The following is an 18013-nucleotide window of genomic DNA, read 5'->3' on the forward strand; positions in this document are numbered from 1 at the left end:
GTAGGAAAGAGACGGGGCAGGAATGCGCACAACCCTTCGGATACGTAGGGCCGCACTGGTGTTCACCGCGGTAGGCGCTCTCGCGCTGACCGGCTGCGGAGACGACAGCGGCGGAAAGGACAAGGCAGGTGACGGCTCCGGGAAGGGCAAGGAGAGCCCGTCGAGCGTCACGCTGCCGAAGCTGAACGGCGAGAAGATCTCGGTCGCCGCGGTCTGGACCGGACCGGAGCAGGCCAACTTCACCAAGGTGCTGGACGAGTTCGAGAAGCGTACGGGCGCGACGGTGACCTTCGTCCCGGCGCAGGACCCGATCGTGAACTTCCTCGGTACGAAGATCGCGGGGGGCCAGCCGCCGGACGTCGCGATGATCCCGCAGGTCGGAGCGGTCCAGCAGGCCGTGGCGAAGAAGTGGGCCAAGCCGGTGGGCGCCGAGGCCAAGGCCCAGCTGTCCAAGAACTACGCGAAGGTCTGGCAGGACCTCGGCGCGGTGGACGGCACCCAGTACGGCGTCTACTTCAAGGCCGCCAACAAGTCCCTGATCTGGTACAACACCAAGGCGTTCGAGAACGCGGGCGCGAGCGAGCCGAAGTCCTGGAAGGACTTCCTGGCCACCGCGGAGACCGTTTCCGCCTCCGGTGTCACCCCGGTCTCGGTGGGCGGCGCGGACGGCTGGACCCTCACCGACTGGTTCGAGAACGTCTACCTCTCCCAGGCGGGCCCGGAGAAGTACGACCGGCTCGCCAAGCACGAGATCAAGTGGACGGACCCGTCCGTGAAGGCCGCGCTCACCACGCTGGCCGAGCTCTTCGGCAAGCCGGACCTGATCACGGGCGGTGCCGACGGCGCCCTCCAGACCGAGTTCCCGGCCTCCGTCACCCAGACGTTCACCGGTGGCGACCAGCCCAAGGGCGCCATGGTCTTCGAGGGCGACTTCGTCTCCATCAACATCGCGCAGACCAAGGCCAAGGTCGGTACGGACGCCAAGGTGTTCCCGTTCCCGGCGGTCGGCGCGGACTCCCCCGTGGTGACCGGCGGCGACGCGGCCGTGGCCCTGAAGGACAGCAAGGGCGCGCAGGCGCTGCTGACCTGGCTGGCCTCGACGGACGCGGCGCGGATCTGGGCCGAGGCGGGCGGGTTCATCTCCCCGAACAAGGGCCTGGACGCCGCCGCGTACCCCAACGAGGTGCAGCGCAAGATGGCCGAGGCACTGATCGCCGCCGGTGACGACGTCCGCTTCGACATGTCCGACCAGGCCCCGCAGTCGTTCGGCGGGACGCCCGGGAAGGGCGAGTGGAAGATCCTCCAGGACTTCCTGAAGAACCCGAAGGACATCGCGGGGACCCAGGCGAAACTGGAGTCCGACGCGGCCAAGGCGTACAAGAGCTGACGCGGTGACCACAGCCACCGCGGGGGGCGCCGGAGCGGCGCCCCCCGCCGACAAGAGTCCGAACACCTCCCCCCACAAACCGCGCCGGAGCGTGACCGGTACCCGCAGGCTCCTGGCCGCGGCGTTCCTGCTTCCCGCACTGGTGCTGCTCGGCGCGCTGGTGGTCTATCCCATCGTGTACTCCGTCTACCGGTCGTTCTTCGACCAGGCGGGCACCGGGTTCGCCGGTATCGACAACTACAAGGCGCTGTTCTCGGACGGCACCATCCGCACAGCGGTGAAGAACAACGCGATCTGGGTCGTGCTCGCCCCCACGGTCTCCACCGCACTGGGCCTGATCTTCGCGGTGCTGACCGAGCGGATCCGCTGGGGCACGGCGTTCAAGCTGATCGTCTTCATGCCGATGGCGATCTCGATGCTCGCCGCGGGCATCATCTTCCGGCTGGTCTACGACCAGGCCCCGGAGCGCGGTGTCGCCAACGCCGTCTGGGTCGGCGTGCACGACACGTTCAACGAGTCGGCCGGCTTCCCCAAGGCGCATCCGCTGCCCGTGCATCCGCTCAAGGCGGGTGACGCCGGGTCCTTCGTCACGAAGCAGACCGTGCGGGCGGGCGATCCGGTGCTGCTGCCGCTGGTGGGCGTGGCCCCCGCGAAGATGCCCGGCGACGCGAAGCCCGCGAAGGCCCCCACGGCCTCCGGCGGGCAGATCACCGGAACCGCCTGGCTGGACTTCACCCGGGGCGGCGGCGGCAAACCCAATGTCGTCGACCCCGAGGAGCTCGGCCTCAAGGGCATCAAGGTCGAGGCGGTCAAGGACGGCAAGGTCATCGCCTCCGCGACCGCCGGGGCGGACGGCGTGTTCACGCTGCCCGCATCGGCCGACGGAGCCCAGCTCCGGCTCCCGGCCGACAACTTCAGGGAGCCGTACAACGGCGTCGACTGGCTCGGCCCGTCCCTGGTGACGCCCGGGATCATCGGCAGTTACGTATGGATGTGGGCCGGGTTCGCCATGGTGCTGATCGCCGCGGGTCTGGCCGGCCTGCCGCGCGAACTCCTCGAAGCGGCCCGCGTGGACGGCGCCAACGAGTGGCAGGTGTTCCGCCGGATCACGGTCCCGATGCTCGCACCGGTCCTCGCGGTGGTGCTCGTCACGCTGATGATCAACGTCCTGAAGGTCTTCGACCTGGTCTTCATCATCGCGCCGGGCTCCTCCCAGGACGACGCGAACGTACTGGCGCTCCAGCTGTACCGGTCCTCGTTCGGCACGGACGCGGACCTGGGCATCGGCAGCGCCATCGCGGTGCTGCTGTTGCTGCTGGTCATCCCGGTGATGCTGTTCAACATCCGCCGGATACGGAAGGAGGGGCGCCGATGAACGGTCCGGCCGACCTGACACCGCCCCCCGGCCGGGGGTACGGGGGTTGTCCCCCGGACGAACACAGCAGCATCCGCCGGATACGGAAGGAGGGGCGCCGATGAGCGCGGCATCCACGGCCACGAAGAAGAAGCAGTCCCTCGGCGCGCGGCTGGCGACGCGGGCGGGCGGTGGCGTCATGCGGGTCTTCCTGCTGCTGGTCGCCCTGTTCTGGCTGATGCCGACGATCGGCCTGCTGCTCTCCTCGCTGCGCGGGGCGGACGACATCGCGGCGACCGGCTGGTGGAAGATCTTCACCGCGCCGTCCGAGCTGACCTTCGACAACTACCGGCGCCTGCTGGACAATTCGACGATCACCGACTCCCTGTTCAGCACGGTGATGATCACCGTCCCGTCCACCGTCCTGGTGGTGGTGATCGGCTCGCTCGCCGGATACGCCTTCGCCTGGATGGACTTCCCCGGCCGCGACTGGTGGTTCCTGCTGGTCGTCGGGCTGCTGGTGGTGCCCGTACAGGTCGCCCTGATCCCGGTGTCCGAGCTCTTCGGCACCATCGGGATCTTCGAGACGACCTTCGGCGTGATCCTGTTCCACACGGCCTTCGGCCTGCCGTTCGCGATCTTCCTCCTGCGGAACTTCTTCGCGGAGATCCCCCGCGAACTCCTGGAGGCGGCGCGGCTCGACGGGGCGGGCGAGATCCGGCTCTTCACCCGGGTCGTGATGCCGCTGGGCGGTCCGGCGATCGCCTCGCTCGGGATCTTCCAGTTCCTGTGGGTGTGGAACGACATGCTGGTCGCGCTGATCTTCGCGGACTCCGATTCGCCGCCGATCACCGTCGCACTCCAGCAGCAGGTACGCCAGTTCGGTAACAACATCGACGTACTGGCGCCCGGTGCCTTCGTGTCGATGGTGATCCCGCTGGCCGTGTTCTTCGCCTTCCAGCGGCAGTTCGTCTCCGGCGTCATGGCGGGCGCCGTCAAGTAGCTCCGCACGCACGGCTGTACGTCAACCAGGAGCGGCCCGGTTCCCCAGAACCGGGCCGCTTCCGCGTGTTCTTTCCCCCGAATGCCACGTACGGCGTAACCCGGTCACTCCACCGGCCGTTTGCGGGCCACCCGCAGCCCGCGAACGACCCCTGGATGTGTAGTGCCCCGGTTCAGTGTCATCGTGCCCGCGTACCGGGTCCAGGCGTATCTGCACGCGTGCCTGGATTCCGTGCTGAGCCAGTCCTTCAAGGACTACGAGATCATCGTGGTCGACGACTGCTCGCCGGACAGCTGCGGCCCGATCGCCGACGAGTACGCCGGGCGGGACCACCGGGTCACCGCGCTCCATCTGCCCCGCAACATCGGACTCGGCCCCGCCCGCAACGCCGGTATCGCCCGCGCGAGCGGCGACTACCTGCTCTTCCTGGACGGCGACGACACCCTCGTACCGGAGTCCCTGCAGGCCGTCGCCGACCGGATCGACGCGACCGGCGGACCCGATGTGCTGGTCTACGACTACGCGCGGGTGTACTGGTCGGGCGAGCGGGTGCGCAACGCGTACGCCGCCCCGCTCGCCGAGAGCGGCCCCGCGTCCTTCCGGCTCACCGACCGGCCCGAGCTGCTCAAGGTCCTGATGGTGGTCTGGAACAAGGCGTACCGCCGCGAGTTCGTCGAGGCCGAGGGCTTCACCTTTCCGCCCGGCTACTACGAGGACACTCCCTGGACCTATCCGGTCCTGATGGCCGCCGGATCGATCGCGGTCCTGGACCGGGTCTGCGTCTCCTACCGGCAGCGGCGCCGCGGCAACATCCTCTCCACCACCAGCGAGAAGCACTTCGACGTCTTCGACCAGTACGACCGGGTCTTCGCGTTCATCGACGCCCGCCCCGAACTCGCCCTCTGGCGGCCGGTGCTGTACCGGCGGATGCTCGACCACTTCTCCACCCTGTTCACCTCGCCCGGCAGGCTGCCGCGCCGCAGCCGCGCCGCGTTCTTCCGCCGCGCCCACGCGCACTGCCGGCGCTACCGCACCCCCGGCGCCCGTGTGCCGCTCCGCGCCCGGCTGCGGCACGGCCTGTTCCGCCTGGGCGCGCACCGCACGTACCGGACCCTGTGGGCGGCGCAGCGACTGCGCGGCAGCGCGCGGCAGGGCGTGGCGGCCGTGTTCCGGGCGGTGCGCGGGGCCGTGCTCCAGCTGCACTACCGCGTCCAGCTGCGGCTGCCGGTCCGGCCCCGGGACGCGGTGTTCGCCGCCTACTGGCACCGCGGCTACGCCTGCAATCCGGCGGCCGTCGAGGCGAAGGCACGCGAGCTGGTGCCGGGGCTGCGGACCGCCTGGATCTGCCGTCCCGCCGACGCCCACACCGTGCCGGCCGCCACCCGCCGGCTCGCCCCGGGCACCTTCGGCTACTGGACGGCGCTGGCCCGCTCCAAGTACCTGGTGAACAACGTCAACTTCGACCGGCGGCTCGTGAAGCGGCGCGGCCAGATCCTGGTGCAGACCCACCACGGGACCCCGCTGAAGACCATGGGCACCGATCTCCTGGACCGTCCGGCGGCCTCCCGTGACACGGACTTCGTGCAGCTGCTGCGCAACATCGACAAGTGGGACTTCTCCCTGTCGGCGAACCCGCACTCCACCCTCGTGTGGGAGCGGACCTATCCGTCCGCGTACACGACTCTGGAGTACGGCTATCCGCGCAACGACGTCTACCACCGCACCTCCGCCGCCCAGGTGGCCCGGCTGCGCGAGTCGCTGTCCATCCCCGCGGGCAGCACGGCGCTGCTGTACGCCCCGACGCACCGCGACTACCGGCGCACCGAGCAGAACGCCCTGGACCTGGAGCGGTTCCTGAAGGTCCTCGGCCCGCGCTTCGTGATCCTGGCCCGCTCGCACTATCTGTACGGTCCCGCCCCGGCGGGCAGCCGTACGCCGCATCCGCGGATCATCGACGTCAGCGCCCATCCGTCGCTCGAAACCCTCGCCCTGGCCTCGGACGCGCTGATCACGGACTACTCGTCGCTGATGTTCGACTACGCCAACCTGGACCGTCCCATCGTCGTGCACCTCGACAACAGCGAGGCATACGAGGCGGCCCGCGGCACGTACTTCGACCTGGCGGCCTTCCCGCCCGGCATCGTCGCGCGCGGTCAGGACGAGCTGTTCGGCGTCTTCGCCACGGACCACTGGCGCGGCGCCCGCTCCGCGCGGCTGCGGGCGGCGTTCCGGGCGAGGTTCTGTCCGTACGACGACGGGTACGCCGCCGAGCGGGTGGTGCGCCGGGTCTTCCTGGGCGAGAGCGCGGGGCTGCCGCTGCCGGTACCGGTCAAGGAACGGCGGCCCACGCTCCCGGCCGTGCCCGCGCAGGATTCGGCCCGGCAGTATCTCAGCGGCTGACCGGGAAGCCCGCCGTCCGGACTTCCCGGCCCCCACCGGGCCACACGCGCACCCGGCCGCCGCTCACCGCGCGGTCGGGCCGCCGCTCACCGCGCGACGGCCCGAGCGCGCGGGCCTCACCGCTCCAGGAAGGCGAACAGTTCCTCCCAGCGCCGGAGGATCTCCGTCTCGGAGAACCGCTGCACATTGACCCGCGCCCGGTTCCCCATCGCGTCCCGCAGCCGGGGGTTCCCGGTCAGCCGCAGCAGCCGGTCGGCGAGTTCGCCGCTGTCCCCGGCGGGGGCGAGGAGTCCGTCCTCCCCGTCCTTGACGATCTCGCGCACCCCGGGCGCGCAGTCGAACGCGGCACACGGCACCGCGCTCGCCATGGCCTCCAGCAGTGCCAGCGGGAAGCCTTCGCCGCGCGAGGACTGCACGAACACGGAGGCGTCGGCGAGAGCGCCCTCCACATCGTCCGTACGGCCCATCCAGTGCACGGAGCCGTCCAGTCCCAGCGCGGTGCACCGCGCCTTCAGTTCCGCCTCGTCCTCGCCCGCGCCGTAGATCCGCAGCCGCCAGCCGGGGCGTTTCGGGGCGACCAGGGCCCAGGTGTCCAGGAGCATGTCGATGCCCTTCTGGTCGCAGAGCCTGCCGATGCTCGCCACGGTCCGTTCGCTGCGCGGCGAGGGCACTTCGGGCAGCCGGGACAGGGCGTTGGGCATGAAGCCGACGTTGTTCATGCCGTCGCCCGCCCAGATGTCGGCGTCCTCCTCGGTGAGGACGAGCCAGTGGTCGAGGTCGCTGTAGTGGTTCTTGATCCAGCGGTAGCGGTGGCTCGCGCGGGAGTAGTCGTAGGACTCGTGGCTCATCCCGATCACCCGCATCCCGGTGGTGTCGGCCTCACCGACCCATTCCATCGCCCACACCTGGGTGACGATCACCACGGCGCCGGGCCGCGCGGCGCGGAAGAGCTCCGAGAGCCGCCGCACCGCACGCCGCTTCCCGGCCGCCCGCGCCGCCTCCCGGCGCCGGGAGGGGATCCGGAAGCGGTCCCGGACGCCCCCTGGTGCCCAGGGGGTCGGCGGATGGGCCGGGTACAGGGCGGTGACGGGGTGGCCGGGCGGGTCGGGCAGGGCCATCGTCAGGTCGGAGGCGTGGATGCCGATGGCGTGCACCCGGTGGCCCTGCCGGGTCAGGAGCCGGGCCGTCTGGTGCATCCAGCCGGTGACTCCGCCGAGTTCGTCGGTGCTGTTGGAGACGATGAAGACGTCGCGGTTCATCGGCCGGCCTCCTGGTGGCGGATGGTGTGCCGGGCGAACACGGTGCCGACGACCTGCCGGGCCGCGTCGCCCCGGTCGTAGCCGCCGAACTCGGCGGCGAAGGCGGCGCGGGCCGGGCCGAATTCCGTGTCGGCCTCCTTCAGTTCCGCGAGCGCGGCGAACAGCTCCTCCTCCGTCCCGGCCACCGGACCCGGCGCCTTCTTCCGCAGGTCGAAGTAGCTGCCCCGGGTGGCCGTGTATCCATCGAGGTCGGGGGCGAACAGGACGATGGGACGGTCGAGCAGCGCGAAGTCGAACATGATCGACGAGTAGTCGGTGATCAGTACGTCGGCGAGCGTGAGGAGTTCACCGACGTCGTGATGGTGCGAGACGTCCAGGACGGTGCCGGGCGGGCAGGCGGGCAGCTTCGCCTCCTCCAGGTAGTGGGCGCGCACGAGCAGCGTGTACTCGTCGCCGAAGCGCTCGGCGAACCGCGCGATGTCCAACGGCAGACGGCGCTTGCGGTACTTCCCGGGGCCGCCCCGGAAGGTGGGCGCGTACAGGACGGTCCTGCGGTGGTCGGGCAGTCCGAGGGCCTCGGCGAGCGGCCCGCGCGGCAGCCGGCCCTCCGCCTCGTCACGCGCCCGTTCCGCGAACAGGACGTCGTTGCGCGGGTAGCCGGTCCGCAGCAGCCGCTCCTCGGGGAGCCGGTAGGCGTGGGCGAGGGTGCGCACATCGTGCTCGGAGCGGACGAGGAAGTGGTCGAAGCGGTGCACGGCCTCCTGGAGCCGGTGGCGCTGCGGGGCGTTCTGCATCCGCACCCGGGTCTCGTCGAAGCCCATGCGCTTGTATGCGGACCCGTGCCAGGTCTGGAGGTACGTGGTGCGGGCGGGCTTGCGCAGGTGCTGCGGGAAGCCCTGGTTGTCGACCCAGTACTCCGCGCGGGCGAGCGCCCACAGATACCGCCACGACCAGCGGCGCACGAGCCGCGCGTCACCGGGGAAGCCCGTCGGGGAGTTCTCGTACGACCAGACGGGGCGCAGCCGCAGCCCCTGTCTGCGGATCTCCTCGTGGATGGCGCGCGGGCTGTCGCCGTAGCACTTGCCCATGTGGCTCTCGAAGACGACGGAGCCCCTGCGCATCGGGAGGCGGCAGAGCCAGGTGTTGTAGACGGGGGCCTTGAATCCCCGGGAGCGGTAGCGTTCCAGCCGGGTGCGCAGGGCGCGCCGGAGGAGCCTGGCCCGGCGGGCGGGGCGGAAGTGGGTGGCGTAGTGGACCAGGCTCCGCGTCACCCGGGCGGGGCGGCGGCGGGCCAGGAGCCGGAGCGCCAGATGGTCCTTGACCGTGACGTAGGGCTGCCAGGTCTCCCCGGCGAGCGGGCCCAGCCGGGGGCGGGCGCGCAACCGGACCGGGCCGTCCGCACCGGTCCCGCCCTCCGTGAGGTCCTGCGGCGCGAAGAGATCGCTGACGGACCGGGTGCCGCCCGCCTCCACGGTCATCCGGGCGTCCCACACGGTGTCGCGCCCGCCGGCCGGCCGCAGGACCCGGGTGACGTCGGCCCGGGTCCGCCAGGCGATCCCGGCGGGCCCGCGCCGCAGTTCGTCCACCGGGAGCGTGAAGGCACGGGTGCCGCCCCGGACCCGGAACTCCAGCCGGGCGGTGAGGGGCCGCGCGGGATCGGGGCCGGTGCGCGAGGGCAGGACGAGGTGCCCTTCGAGCAGCAGCCGGCCCGCGTCGCCGGTGCAGCGGGTGAGCCGGTTCATCAGCCGGAGCTCGCCGAACTCCCGGTACTGGTGGCCCAGTTCGCTGACGTCGACCCGGGTGGGCCCGTGTCCGTCCGCGCCCGGGATCTCCCAGTACACCCGTCCGTCCCCACTCGCGGTGAGCGGGGCCGCGACGGTGCCGGGTCTGCTCAGCGCGTACGCCGCCGCGAGGAGCCCGTCCGCGTCGCCGCGCGCCAGCAGGTGGACGGCGACCCGTTCGAGGGGCGGCAGGTCCGGGGGGACCGGGCCGTCGAGCGCGCGGGCGGCGGCCTCTGCGGCCCGTGCCCGCTCGGCGGCCGGCAGCCGCGGGAACGTCCGGGCCAGCGGCACCAGATGGTCCCGTGCGAAGGCCCGCTCCCGCTCGGACCGCAGCCCGTGCAGGCCCTGCGCCACCAGCGCGTCCATGGCCCGGCGGTGCGCCTCGGCCAGTGCGGCGATGTCCCGGCCCCGGTCGGGCACCGTACGTCCGGACACGATCAGCCGGCGGACCAGGGCGATCCGGCCGACCGCGGCGGCGGCCACGGGCCCGAAGAGGATCTCGCTGTGGCCGAGGTCCTCCGCGTACCGCAGACCGTGCCGCTCCAGGGCCTCGCGGCGCAGGCAGAACCCGGTCACCAGGGCGTCCCTGACCGCCAGTTCGGGCGCCTCGGTCCAGCGTCCGACGGTGCGCGAGCGCGCGTACAGCCGCTCCTGCCAGGGCGGCTCCTGCTCCTTGCCGCCCTCCGCGGTCACCCGGCTCCAGCGCCCGGCGACCAGATCGGCGCGGGTGCGCTCGCCGGCCTCCCACAGGTTGCGGCAGGCGTGCCGCTGGAGGCGTTCGCCGGTGCCGAGCACCAGGACGTAGCGGCCGGTGGCGGCGTCCAGACCGACGTTGCGCAGCGCCGCGGTGGACCGTGCCTCCGGACCGGCGACGATCACCCGGACCCGGCCCGCGGCACCCCCGGCCAGCGCTCGGGCCGTGGCACGGGTGGCGGGGTCGCCCTGGGCGGCGAGGACCACGAGGGCCTCGCCGGCGCGCAGGGACTGGCCGAGCACGGACTCCACGGAGGTGCGCAGCGCGGCCTCCCCGCCGCCCTCGGTGACCACACAGCTGAAGTCGCTCACGCGTGCTCCTCCTTGAGCATCAGATCGGCGACCCGCGCCGCCGCGGTGCCGTCGTCGAGGTCGCAGAACGCCTCGCGGAACCGGGCGTACGCCCCCCGGTGCGCCGCCGTGGCGGTCTCGGGGTCGCGCAGGGCCGCGACGACACCGGCCGAGGTCGGGATCAGCGGGCCCGGCGCCCGGCTCTCGAAGTCGAAGCAGAAACCGCGCAGGGTGTCGCGGTAGTGCTCCAGGTCGTACGTGTGGAAGAGCATCGGGCGCCCGGTGCGCGCGAAGTCGAACATCAGGGAGGAGTAGTCGGTGACCAGGCAGTCGCTGATCAGCAGCAGCTCCGCGACGTCCGGGTAGCGCGAGACATCGCGGACGAAGTCGCTCTGCGGGATGCTGCCGCCGACGAGGTAGTGGCGGCGCACCAGCAGGACATGGTCGTCGCCGAGCGCCTCCCGCGCCCGGCGCAGGTCGAGCTGGAGGTCGAGCCCGTACCGGCCGCCCTGCCGGGGGCGGTCCTCGCGCCAGGTGGGCGCGTACAGGATGACCCGCTTGTGGTCGGGGATCGCGAGACCTTCCCGTACGGCGGCGGCCACCTTCGCCCGGTCGGGGGCGTGCAGGAGGTCGTTGCGCGGGTAGCCGCACTCCAGGACCTCCCCGGTGTGGCCGAAGGCGCGGCGCAGGATGGGCGTGGAGAAGCTGTTCGGGGAGATCAGCACGCTCCACTGGGCCGCGCGGGCGGGCATCGAGGCCATATAGGCCGTATCGGCGTTCGGAGTGCCCGCGAGGTCGCGGCCGATCCGCTTGAGCGGGGTGCCGTGCCAGGTCTGGACGACGTACTGGCCCTCGGCCCGCTCGAACCACTCGGGCAGCTGCGTATTGGTGACGATCCAGCGGCTGCGGGCCAGGGCCTCGTGCCACTCGGCGCTGTGCAGGGCCACGGCACGGACCCCGGCGGGTACGGCGGTCTGCTGGTCGCGCACCACCCAGAGGTGTTCGATGCCGGGGTCGCGCCCGGCCAGCTCCTGGTGGATCGCCCGGGGCGAGTCGGAGTACTGGCGCCCGTCGAAGCTGGAGTACAGCACCGTGCGGAGCAGGCCCCCGCCCCCGGCGCGCAGCGCCGCGTACCGCTCGCGCTGGCGCCGCTGCCCGTACGCCCCGCGCTCGGTGACGGGCAGGGCGCTGCCGGACTCCAGGACGAGCCGGTCGTGGAAGCGCCGCTGGAGGGTGAAGCGCCGTCCGCCCGCCTCCCGGTGGAGCGGGAGGTCCGCGTGCAGCGGGGTCCGCAGCCGGAGCGGACGGTACTGCTCCGGGTCGCTCTCCCCCCGCTCGCGCAGGAAGAGGTGCCAGCGCCCCTCCGCGAGCGGCAGTGTGCCGCCCGGCCCCTCGACGGCGGCGGGCGCCAGCACGGCACGGAACGCGGCGCAGGCGGCCCCGGTGCCCGCGGCCCCGCCGTCCGCGGCGGCGGCGTCCGCCGCCGCACCGGTCACCACCGCGAGGGCGGCCTCCTCGTGGTGGCCGCCGTGCCGCAGGACCAGCTCGTGGGAGCGGCCGGGCGTCACCGGGTACTCGCCCGTGATGACGATCCCCCCGGACCCGGTCCGGCCGAGCGAGGTGATGACGGGCTGCACGGCCCGGTCGGTGAGCACCAGGTCGCCGGACGGGTTGGCGGCCGCGTACAGCTCACGGCCGCCGGCCAGCGGATAGCGTCCCGCCGCGCTGTCCGGCCGGACGGCGACCGTCAGCCTGCGCCCGCCGCCCACGAGCTGAACGCCCCACGCGTCGTCGCAGCCGCGGAAGGCGCTGAGCGGGATGTCGGCGACGCGGGAGCCCGCCGATCCCCGCAGGGGGAACTCCCGGGTCTCCTTGGTGCGCCACTCCTGGATCCGCAGCGCGACCGGCCCGTCGTCCACGAGGACCTTCACCTCCAGCCGCACCGCGCCGCCGGACGCGCTCTGCGCGGTGAGGAGGGCGTCGACGCGCTCGGTCCGCAGCTCCAGCTTGTTGCCCGACAGGACGGGGACGATCCGGGTGCGCTCGTCGGTGTGCACGACGGCCGGCGGGGCGGGGTTGCCGAGCAGCCGCATGGGTCCGCGGCGCGGCCGTCCGCCGCCGAGGACGACGGACTCCAGCTTCCATGTGGTGCGGCCGCCGCGGCCCGGCCCCCTGGCCGCGAGCCTGCGCGGGTCGACGACGGCCTCGAACCCGGACCGCTCGTAGCGGTGCAGCGAGCGCCCCGACCGGGCGGCGGCCTCGTCCGTGGGCAGGGAGCGCACCCGCAGCGGGATCAGCCGCCGGCCCGACCGCAGCCAGCCGGTACCGGCCGACCTGCCCGGCGCGTTGCGGACGTACGCGTACCCCGTGAGGTGCAGCAGCCCGTCCCGCCACACGGCCTCGGTGAGATGGGCGTGCACCGGGAGGTCCGCGCCGGCCAGCGCGGTGACGGCGGGCGGCAACGGCCCCTGGACGGCCGGGTACTGGGCGCGGGGCCGCAGGAGCCCTCGGACGTGGAAGGTGTCGCGGTCGGTCTTCTCGTCGGCGAGGAGGGCGAGCAGTTCCACCGTGCGGCGTTCGCGGATGAGCTGCCACTTGACCCGCAGATGGAGGGGCAGCCCGTCCAGGACGGCCGGTTCGACGGTGGCGGCGAAGGCGTTGGCGTGCGCGAGGAAGGCTTCGTGGAACTCGGTGTCGCCCTCGGGGAGCGCCTCGATGAAGAGCCACAGATCGCCGGAGAGGGCGTGCGCGTCGTACTTCCGCTTGGCATCGGACAGGCCCCGCTCCGCGAGGAAGCGGCTGACGGCGGTCACGGCGGTGACCCGGTCGCGGATGCCCTTGGCCACCGCGCGCCGGCTGGTGATCGAGCCGTCCCGGTCCCGCCAGTGGTAGACGGGCTCCTCGACGACATCGACCGAACGGGCCAGGAAGTGGGCGGGCAGGACGACGGCGATGTCCTCGTACAGCACACCGGTCGGGAAGGCGAAGGCGTGCTCGTCCCAGAAGGACCTGCGGAACACCTTGTTGCAGGCGATCCGGTCGCCGAGCAGGATCCAGTCCCGGGTGACATGGGTGGCCGAACGGGCCTTCTCCATCGGCCCGCGGAACATCGGGGACTGTTCGAGCGCCCCGTTCGCGCGCAGCCTGAGGACGTTGCCGGTGGCGAAGTCCGAGCCGGAACGGCCGAGTTCGGCGGTCATCCGCTCGTACGCGCCGGGCGGTACGACATCGTCGCTGTCGGCGAACGTCAGGTACTCCGCGTCCGGATGCGCCTCACGGACCCCCGCGTTACGGGCGGCGCCGAGCCCGGCGTTCTCCTGCCGAACGAGCCTGAAGCGCGGGTCTCGGTCGGCGAACTCCCCAGCGATCCCGACGCTGTTGTCGGTGGATCCGTCGTCGACCATGACGACTTCCAGGTCCGCCATGGTCTGCCCGGCGAGCGAGGTCAGGCAGGCACCGAGATACTCCTCGACGTTGTAAAGGGGGACGACGACGGTGAGTCGGGGTGCCATCGCTGCGTACGGTCCTTCCGGTCGGACGACATCAACTGGTCTACGGGGTAACAACCTTCGGCGCCGGGACCGGTCACCCGATGGGAGCCATTCGAGTGACCGTGACGCGGGCGAGCCCCGCACCGGGTACGGAACGGGGCTCGTGTCAATCCGTCAGGTGCCGCCGCTCAGGGTTTGACGGCGATCCGGCCCTCGTCCATGCGCAGCAGCAACAGCCGCTCGCCGGTCTTCTCCAGGAACTCGTCGACGGCCTGCCGCGACCCCTGCCAGTACCCGTAGTCGTCGATCAGCAGCACTCCCCCGCTCACCAGCCGTGAGTAGAGGTGCTCCAGCTCGTGCTTGGTGGAGGCGTACCAGTCGGTGTCGAGGCGCAGGACCGAGATCCGCTCCGGCGCGTTCGCCGGGAGGGTGTCCTCGACCCTGCCCCGCACATAGTGGATACGGTTCTTCGGGTACGGGACGGTCCCGAAACCCGCCATGACGTCCTCCAGCGAGGCCACCGCCCAGATCGGCCGGTCCTTGGCCTGGGCGTCGAGCAGCTCCTGCGCCGACCTGCCGTCGCGCCGCAGGTCCTCCGCCGTGGGCGGGGTCATGCCCTCGTACGTGTCGAAGAGGTACAGCTCGCGCTCGGTCTCGCCGAGCGACAGCAGGGTCTTGGCGCAGGCCTGCATGGAACCGCCGCGCCACACACCGCACTCGACGATGTCGCCGGGGATGTCGTGCCGGACGATGTGCCGGGTCGCCAGGATGAGGGCGTTGAGCCGCTCGGGAGACGTCATCGAGTACGGCTTGACCGCACGGATGATGTCCTTCGCCTCGTCGTCGTAGTCCGCCGGGAACTGCGCGACGGCCTTCGGCTTCGGCTTGGGCTTCGCTTCCGCCTCCGGCCCGGGGGCCGGCTCCGTCCGGGCCACGACGGGTTCGGGGGCCGGTTCCGCCGGGGCGGTACGGGCGGCGGGCACCGTCACGCGCCTGAGCTGATATCCGGTGAACTGCTGAAGGACGCCGTTGACGGCGTTGCGCCAAGCCATGCCCCGGGACAGTACGCGCGGTTTGCGGCACATGTCATCTTTCGTCAACCTGCCATTGATTCGCCCCTGTTGCCCCATGGTCAGGAACCGGCTTCGGCCTGCGCGGGAACGTCCCCGGTTGCCGTACGCTCCGGTACGCCTCCGGGGGCCGCGGCCGGGAACGGTCCGGGGACCCCGGCGGGAACCCCCTCGGGACGGCCGCACCGCTCACGCCCCTCCAGGGTCCGGGGCAGCGGCACGCCGTCGACCCCACCGACCCGGTTCGCCCACCAGACGGCCAGCTCCCGTACGGCGAACATGGTCAGCCGGGGGTAGCGCCGCGGCTTGCGGAAGACGCCGACGGAGTCGCCCCAGTAGGCGGCCTTCCCGTCGATCGCCCGGTAGTCGTGCCAGATGCCCTTCGTCGGCGGGAAGTCCGTGTACGCCTCGCGGAGTTCGAGCCGGGAGTGGGCGGCCAGGGCGCGGAATCCGTCCGGGTAGTAGCGCCAGCAGTCCTGGGCGTCGTGGACGTGCCCGCGCGAGGGGGCGGTGATGAAGGCGTGCCCGCCGGGCTTCAGGACCCTGGCGATCTCCAGCATCGTCGCCCAGAAGAACGGGATGTGTTCGAAGGCCTGCCCGGACAGCACGACATCGGCGCTGCCGGACCTGGCGGGGATGCGGTACGGCCTGGTCATCACGGCGTCGACGTTGGGGCCGTCGAGCACGTCGACCCCGAAGTAGTCGATGTCGTGCCCGGCGAGCAGCCCCTTGTGGGTACGCGTCTGCCGCCCGGAGACGCGCGAGCCGAGGTCGACGACGCGATGCCTGGTCGACGTGGGCAGATACTCCTCGATGCAGAGTGCCATCTGCTCGTAGGCGGACCGGTGCATGGACGTTCTCCCAACATTGCGGTGTGCGCGAGCTGTTGAGGACAACGACGGGGCCGGGCAGAGGGGTCGCACCGACTGTGGACACTGCGCCGTTCGAGTGGCGCGCCACCTCGGCCCTTCAGCCCGTTCCGAAGAACCGCCGCACGACGCGCTCCGCCGCGTGCCCGTCGTCGTACGGACAGAACCGCTCCCGGAACGCGGTGCGCAGGGCGGCCGTCCGGGGGGAGCACCACTCGCCCGACCGCACCACCTCCAGCAGCTCGTCCTGGGTCGCGGCGACGGCCCCCGGGGTGTCGCCGGGGAGCCCGGAGAGCAGGTCGAAGTACGTTCCGCGCGAGGCCCGGTAGGCGTCCCAGTCGGGGGCGTAGCAGATGAGCGGGCGGTCCAGGCAGGCGTAGTCGAACATCAGGGAGGAGTAGTCGGTGATCAACGCGTCGGCCGCCAGGCAGAGTTCCTCGACGCTCGGGTGGCCCGTGACGTCGATGGCGCGGCCGGATCCTTCGAGCCCCGCCGAACGCCCGTAGAAATAGTGGGCCCGCACCAGCACCACGTACTGGGGCCCCAGTTCACGGGTGAACCGGTCCAGGTCGAGCCGCGGGACGAAGCCCCTGCGGTAGTCGCGGTGGGTCGGGGCGTACAGCAGGGCGGTCTGCCCGGGGGCGATGCCGAGGCCGGCGCGCAGCTTCGCGATCCGGTCCCGCGTGGCGGTGAAGAAGATGTCGTTGCGCGGATGGCCGAGGTCGAGGTGCTCGTACGAGGACGGGTAGACCCGGTCCCAGATCTCGGTGGTGTGCGGGTTGGCGGAGAGGCTGAAGTCCCACTGGTCGGCGTGGGCGAGGATCTTCTCGAAGCTGATGCCGTTGGTCAGCGCCGGGTAGCTCCGCTGGTCCAGGCCCATGGTCTTCAGCGGGGTCCCGTGGTGGGTCTGGAGGTAGCGCTGGCCGGGGCGTTTGGTGAAGCCGCCGGGGAAGCTGGAGTTGTTGATGAGATACGTCGCGGTGGCCATGGCCCGCCAGTAGGCGCGCGAGCCCTCGATGACGTACTCGATGCCCGGCGGGACCCGGTCGCGGTACCGGGAGGAGACCACCCACAGGCCGCGGATGTGCGGGACGAGTTCGCGGGCCTCGGCGTGGATGGCGGCCGGGTTGCAGGCGACGCCCCGGTTCCAGTAGGCCCCGTACACGGCGAGGTCCGGGTCCAGCGGCCGGTGCAGGTCGGCACGGTAGGCGGCCCCCATGACCCGGGTGCGCAGCGCCTTCCTGCTCCGCACCGACGCCTCCCGGGTCCGGGCGCGGCCGGTCCGGGCGGCCTGCCGGGCGCGGTGGGCGGCGTATCCGCCCGGCAGCCCGGCGGCCCGGAAGAAGGCCGCCCGGTCGCCGGGCCGGATCCGGCCGGGGTCCGCCAGGACGGCCAGCAGATGCGCGGTACGGAGGGGGTGGACGCGGGGGTCCTCGCCGGTCTCGGCGAGGAGGCGGGCGTAGGCGTCGATGACCGCGAAGTGCGCGCGGCCCGGCGTGGTGGCGAAGGTACCGGCGCGGCGCAGGCGGTGGCGGACGCAGAGCCGGTCCAGCCGGTCGAGCGTGCCGGAACCGGCGGCGAGCAGACGCGCACGGTGGACGGGGAGAACGTCCTCGTACGGGCCGTCGGGGAAGCGGAGCCGGTGGGCCGTCCAGAACGCGCGGCGGAAGAGCTGGGCGCCGGGGGCGGGCGCCTCGTCCGGCGGCCGGACGTCCCCCCACCAGTCGACACGGTCATGGCCGAGGCACAGGACATCCGGCCCGCCCGTGTCCGGCCCGTCCGCGTCAGACCGTTGCGCGTCCGCCCCCTCCCCGTCCGGCCGTTGCGCGTCCGGCCCCTCCCCGTCCGGCCCGTCCGCGTCAGACCGTTGCCCGTCCGGCCCCTCCCCGTCCGGCCGTTGCGCGTCCAGCCGTTCCGCCATCGCCCCCAGCGCGCCCGGCAGCAACAGATCCTCGGGGTCCAGGAAGAGGAGGTACCGGCCCCGCGCCACGGCCGCCCCGGCATTCCGGGCCGCGCCGGTGCCGGTCGCGGAAGCGGACGCCGTACCCGCCCCGGTTGCCGGGTGTCCGTCCCCCCGGGGTCCGTCCGGCGGTGCCAGCACCCGCACCCGGGGATCGCGCCGCGCGTACTCGGCGGCGATCGCCGCGCCGCCGTCCGCCGAACCGTCGTCGACGACGATCAGCTCCCACGCGCACGGCCCGGCCCCAGCACCCGCACCCGCCACCACCTGCCCGCACACGGAGTCCAGGGCCGCTCTCAGATATCCCTGGGAACGGTGGACGGCCACGACGACACTGAGCAGCATGGCAGCCGAGCGTAATCGCGCCCGTGCGCATGGCGGTCACCCCATTCACC

The 18013-nt window shown here is 72.4% G+C and carries 10 protein-coding genes; 4 read left to right on the plus strand and 6 right to left on the minus strand.

The genetic code is table 11. From position 1 onward, the window contains the following. The first annotated feature begins 22 nt into the window (after positions 1-22). From OHA98_RS34125 to OHA98_RS34140, 4 genes are all read left to right on the plus strand, one after another. Entirely contained in the window at positions 23-1387 is a 1365-nt protein-coding gene (locus OHA98_RS34125; RefSeq protein WP_266931551.1) for an ABC transporter substrate-binding protein, read from the plus strand. 4 nt (positions 1388-1391) lie between these two features. Further along, a complete protein-coding gene (locus OHA98_RS34130) occupies positions 1392-2762 on the plus strand; it encodes a carbohydrate ABC transporter permease (RefSeq protein WP_266931552.1) in 1371 nt (456 codons plus the stop codon). Between the two features lie 100 nt (positions 2763-2862). Further along, positions 2863-3744, plus strand: coding sequence for a carbohydrate ABC transporter permease (locus OHA98_RS34135; protein WP_266931553.1), 882 nt, complete (start codon positions 2863-2865; stop codon positions 3742-3744). 162 nt (positions 3745-3906) lie between these two features. Continuing rightward, entirely contained in the window at positions 3907-6144 is a 2238-nt protein-coding gene (locus OHA98_RS34140; protein ID WP_266931554.1) for a CDP-glycerol glycerophosphotransferase family protein, read from the plus strand. 116 nt (positions 6145-6260) lie between these two features. Here the strand turns inward: OHA98_RS34140 and OHA98_RS34145 are convergent, their stop codons facing one another. The 6 genes from OHA98_RS34145 to OHA98_RS34170 all read right to left on the minus strand — a co-directional run bounded on the left by OHA98_RS34145 (position 6261) and on the right by OHA98_RS34170 (position 17963). Further along, on the minus strand, positions 6261-7403 hold the full coding sequence (locus OHA98_RS34145; protein WP_266931555.1) for a glycosyltransferase: 1143 nt from the start codon (positions 7401-7403) through the stop codon (positions 6261-6263). After that, positions 7400-10249 (minus strand): CDP-glycerol glycerophosphotransferase family protein, encoded by a 2850-nt coding sequence (locus tag OHA98_RS34150; RefSeq protein ID WP_266931557.1) that lies wholly within the window; start codon positions 10247-10249, stop codon positions 7400-7402. Before OHA98_RS34150 ends, OHA98_RS34145 begins: the two co-directional genes overlap by 4 nt. After that, on the minus strand, positions 10246-13740 hold the full coding sequence (locus OHA98_RS34155) for a bifunctional glycosyltransferase/CDP-glycerol:glycerophosphate glycerophosphotransferase (RefSeq protein WP_266931559.1): 3495 nt from the start codon (positions 13738-13740) through the stop codon (positions 10246-10248). Before OHA98_RS34155 ends, OHA98_RS34150 begins: the two co-directional genes overlap by 4 nt. 167 nt (positions 13741-13907) lie before the next feature. After that, a complete protein-coding gene (locus OHA98_RS34160; protein ID WP_266932524.1) occupies positions 13908-14804 on the minus strand; it encodes a TylF/MycF/NovP-related O-methyltransferase in 897 nt (298 codons plus the stop codon). Positions 14805-14851: 47 nt separating this feature from the next. After that, positions 14852-15640, minus strand: coding sequence for a class I SAM-dependent methyltransferase (locus OHA98_RS34165; RefSeq protein ID WP_266931560.1), 789 nt, complete (start codon positions 15638-15640; stop codon positions 14852-14854). 118 nt (positions 15641-15758) lie between these two features. Continuing rightward, positions 15759-17963, minus strand: a complete 2205-nt coding sequence (locus OHA98_RS34170; RefSeq protein WP_266931561.1) for a bifunctional glycosyltransferase family 2 protein/CDP-glycerol:glycerophosphate glycerophosphotransferase — start codon at positions 17961-17963, stop codon at positions 15759-15761. Between the last annotated feature and the right edge of the window lie 50 nt (positions 17964-18013).

Source organism: Streptomyces sp. NBC_00654, from assembly GCF_026341775.1.
Taxonomy (GTDB): domain Bacteria; phylum Actinomycetota; class Actinomycetes; order Streptomycetales; family Streptomycetaceae; genus Streptomyces.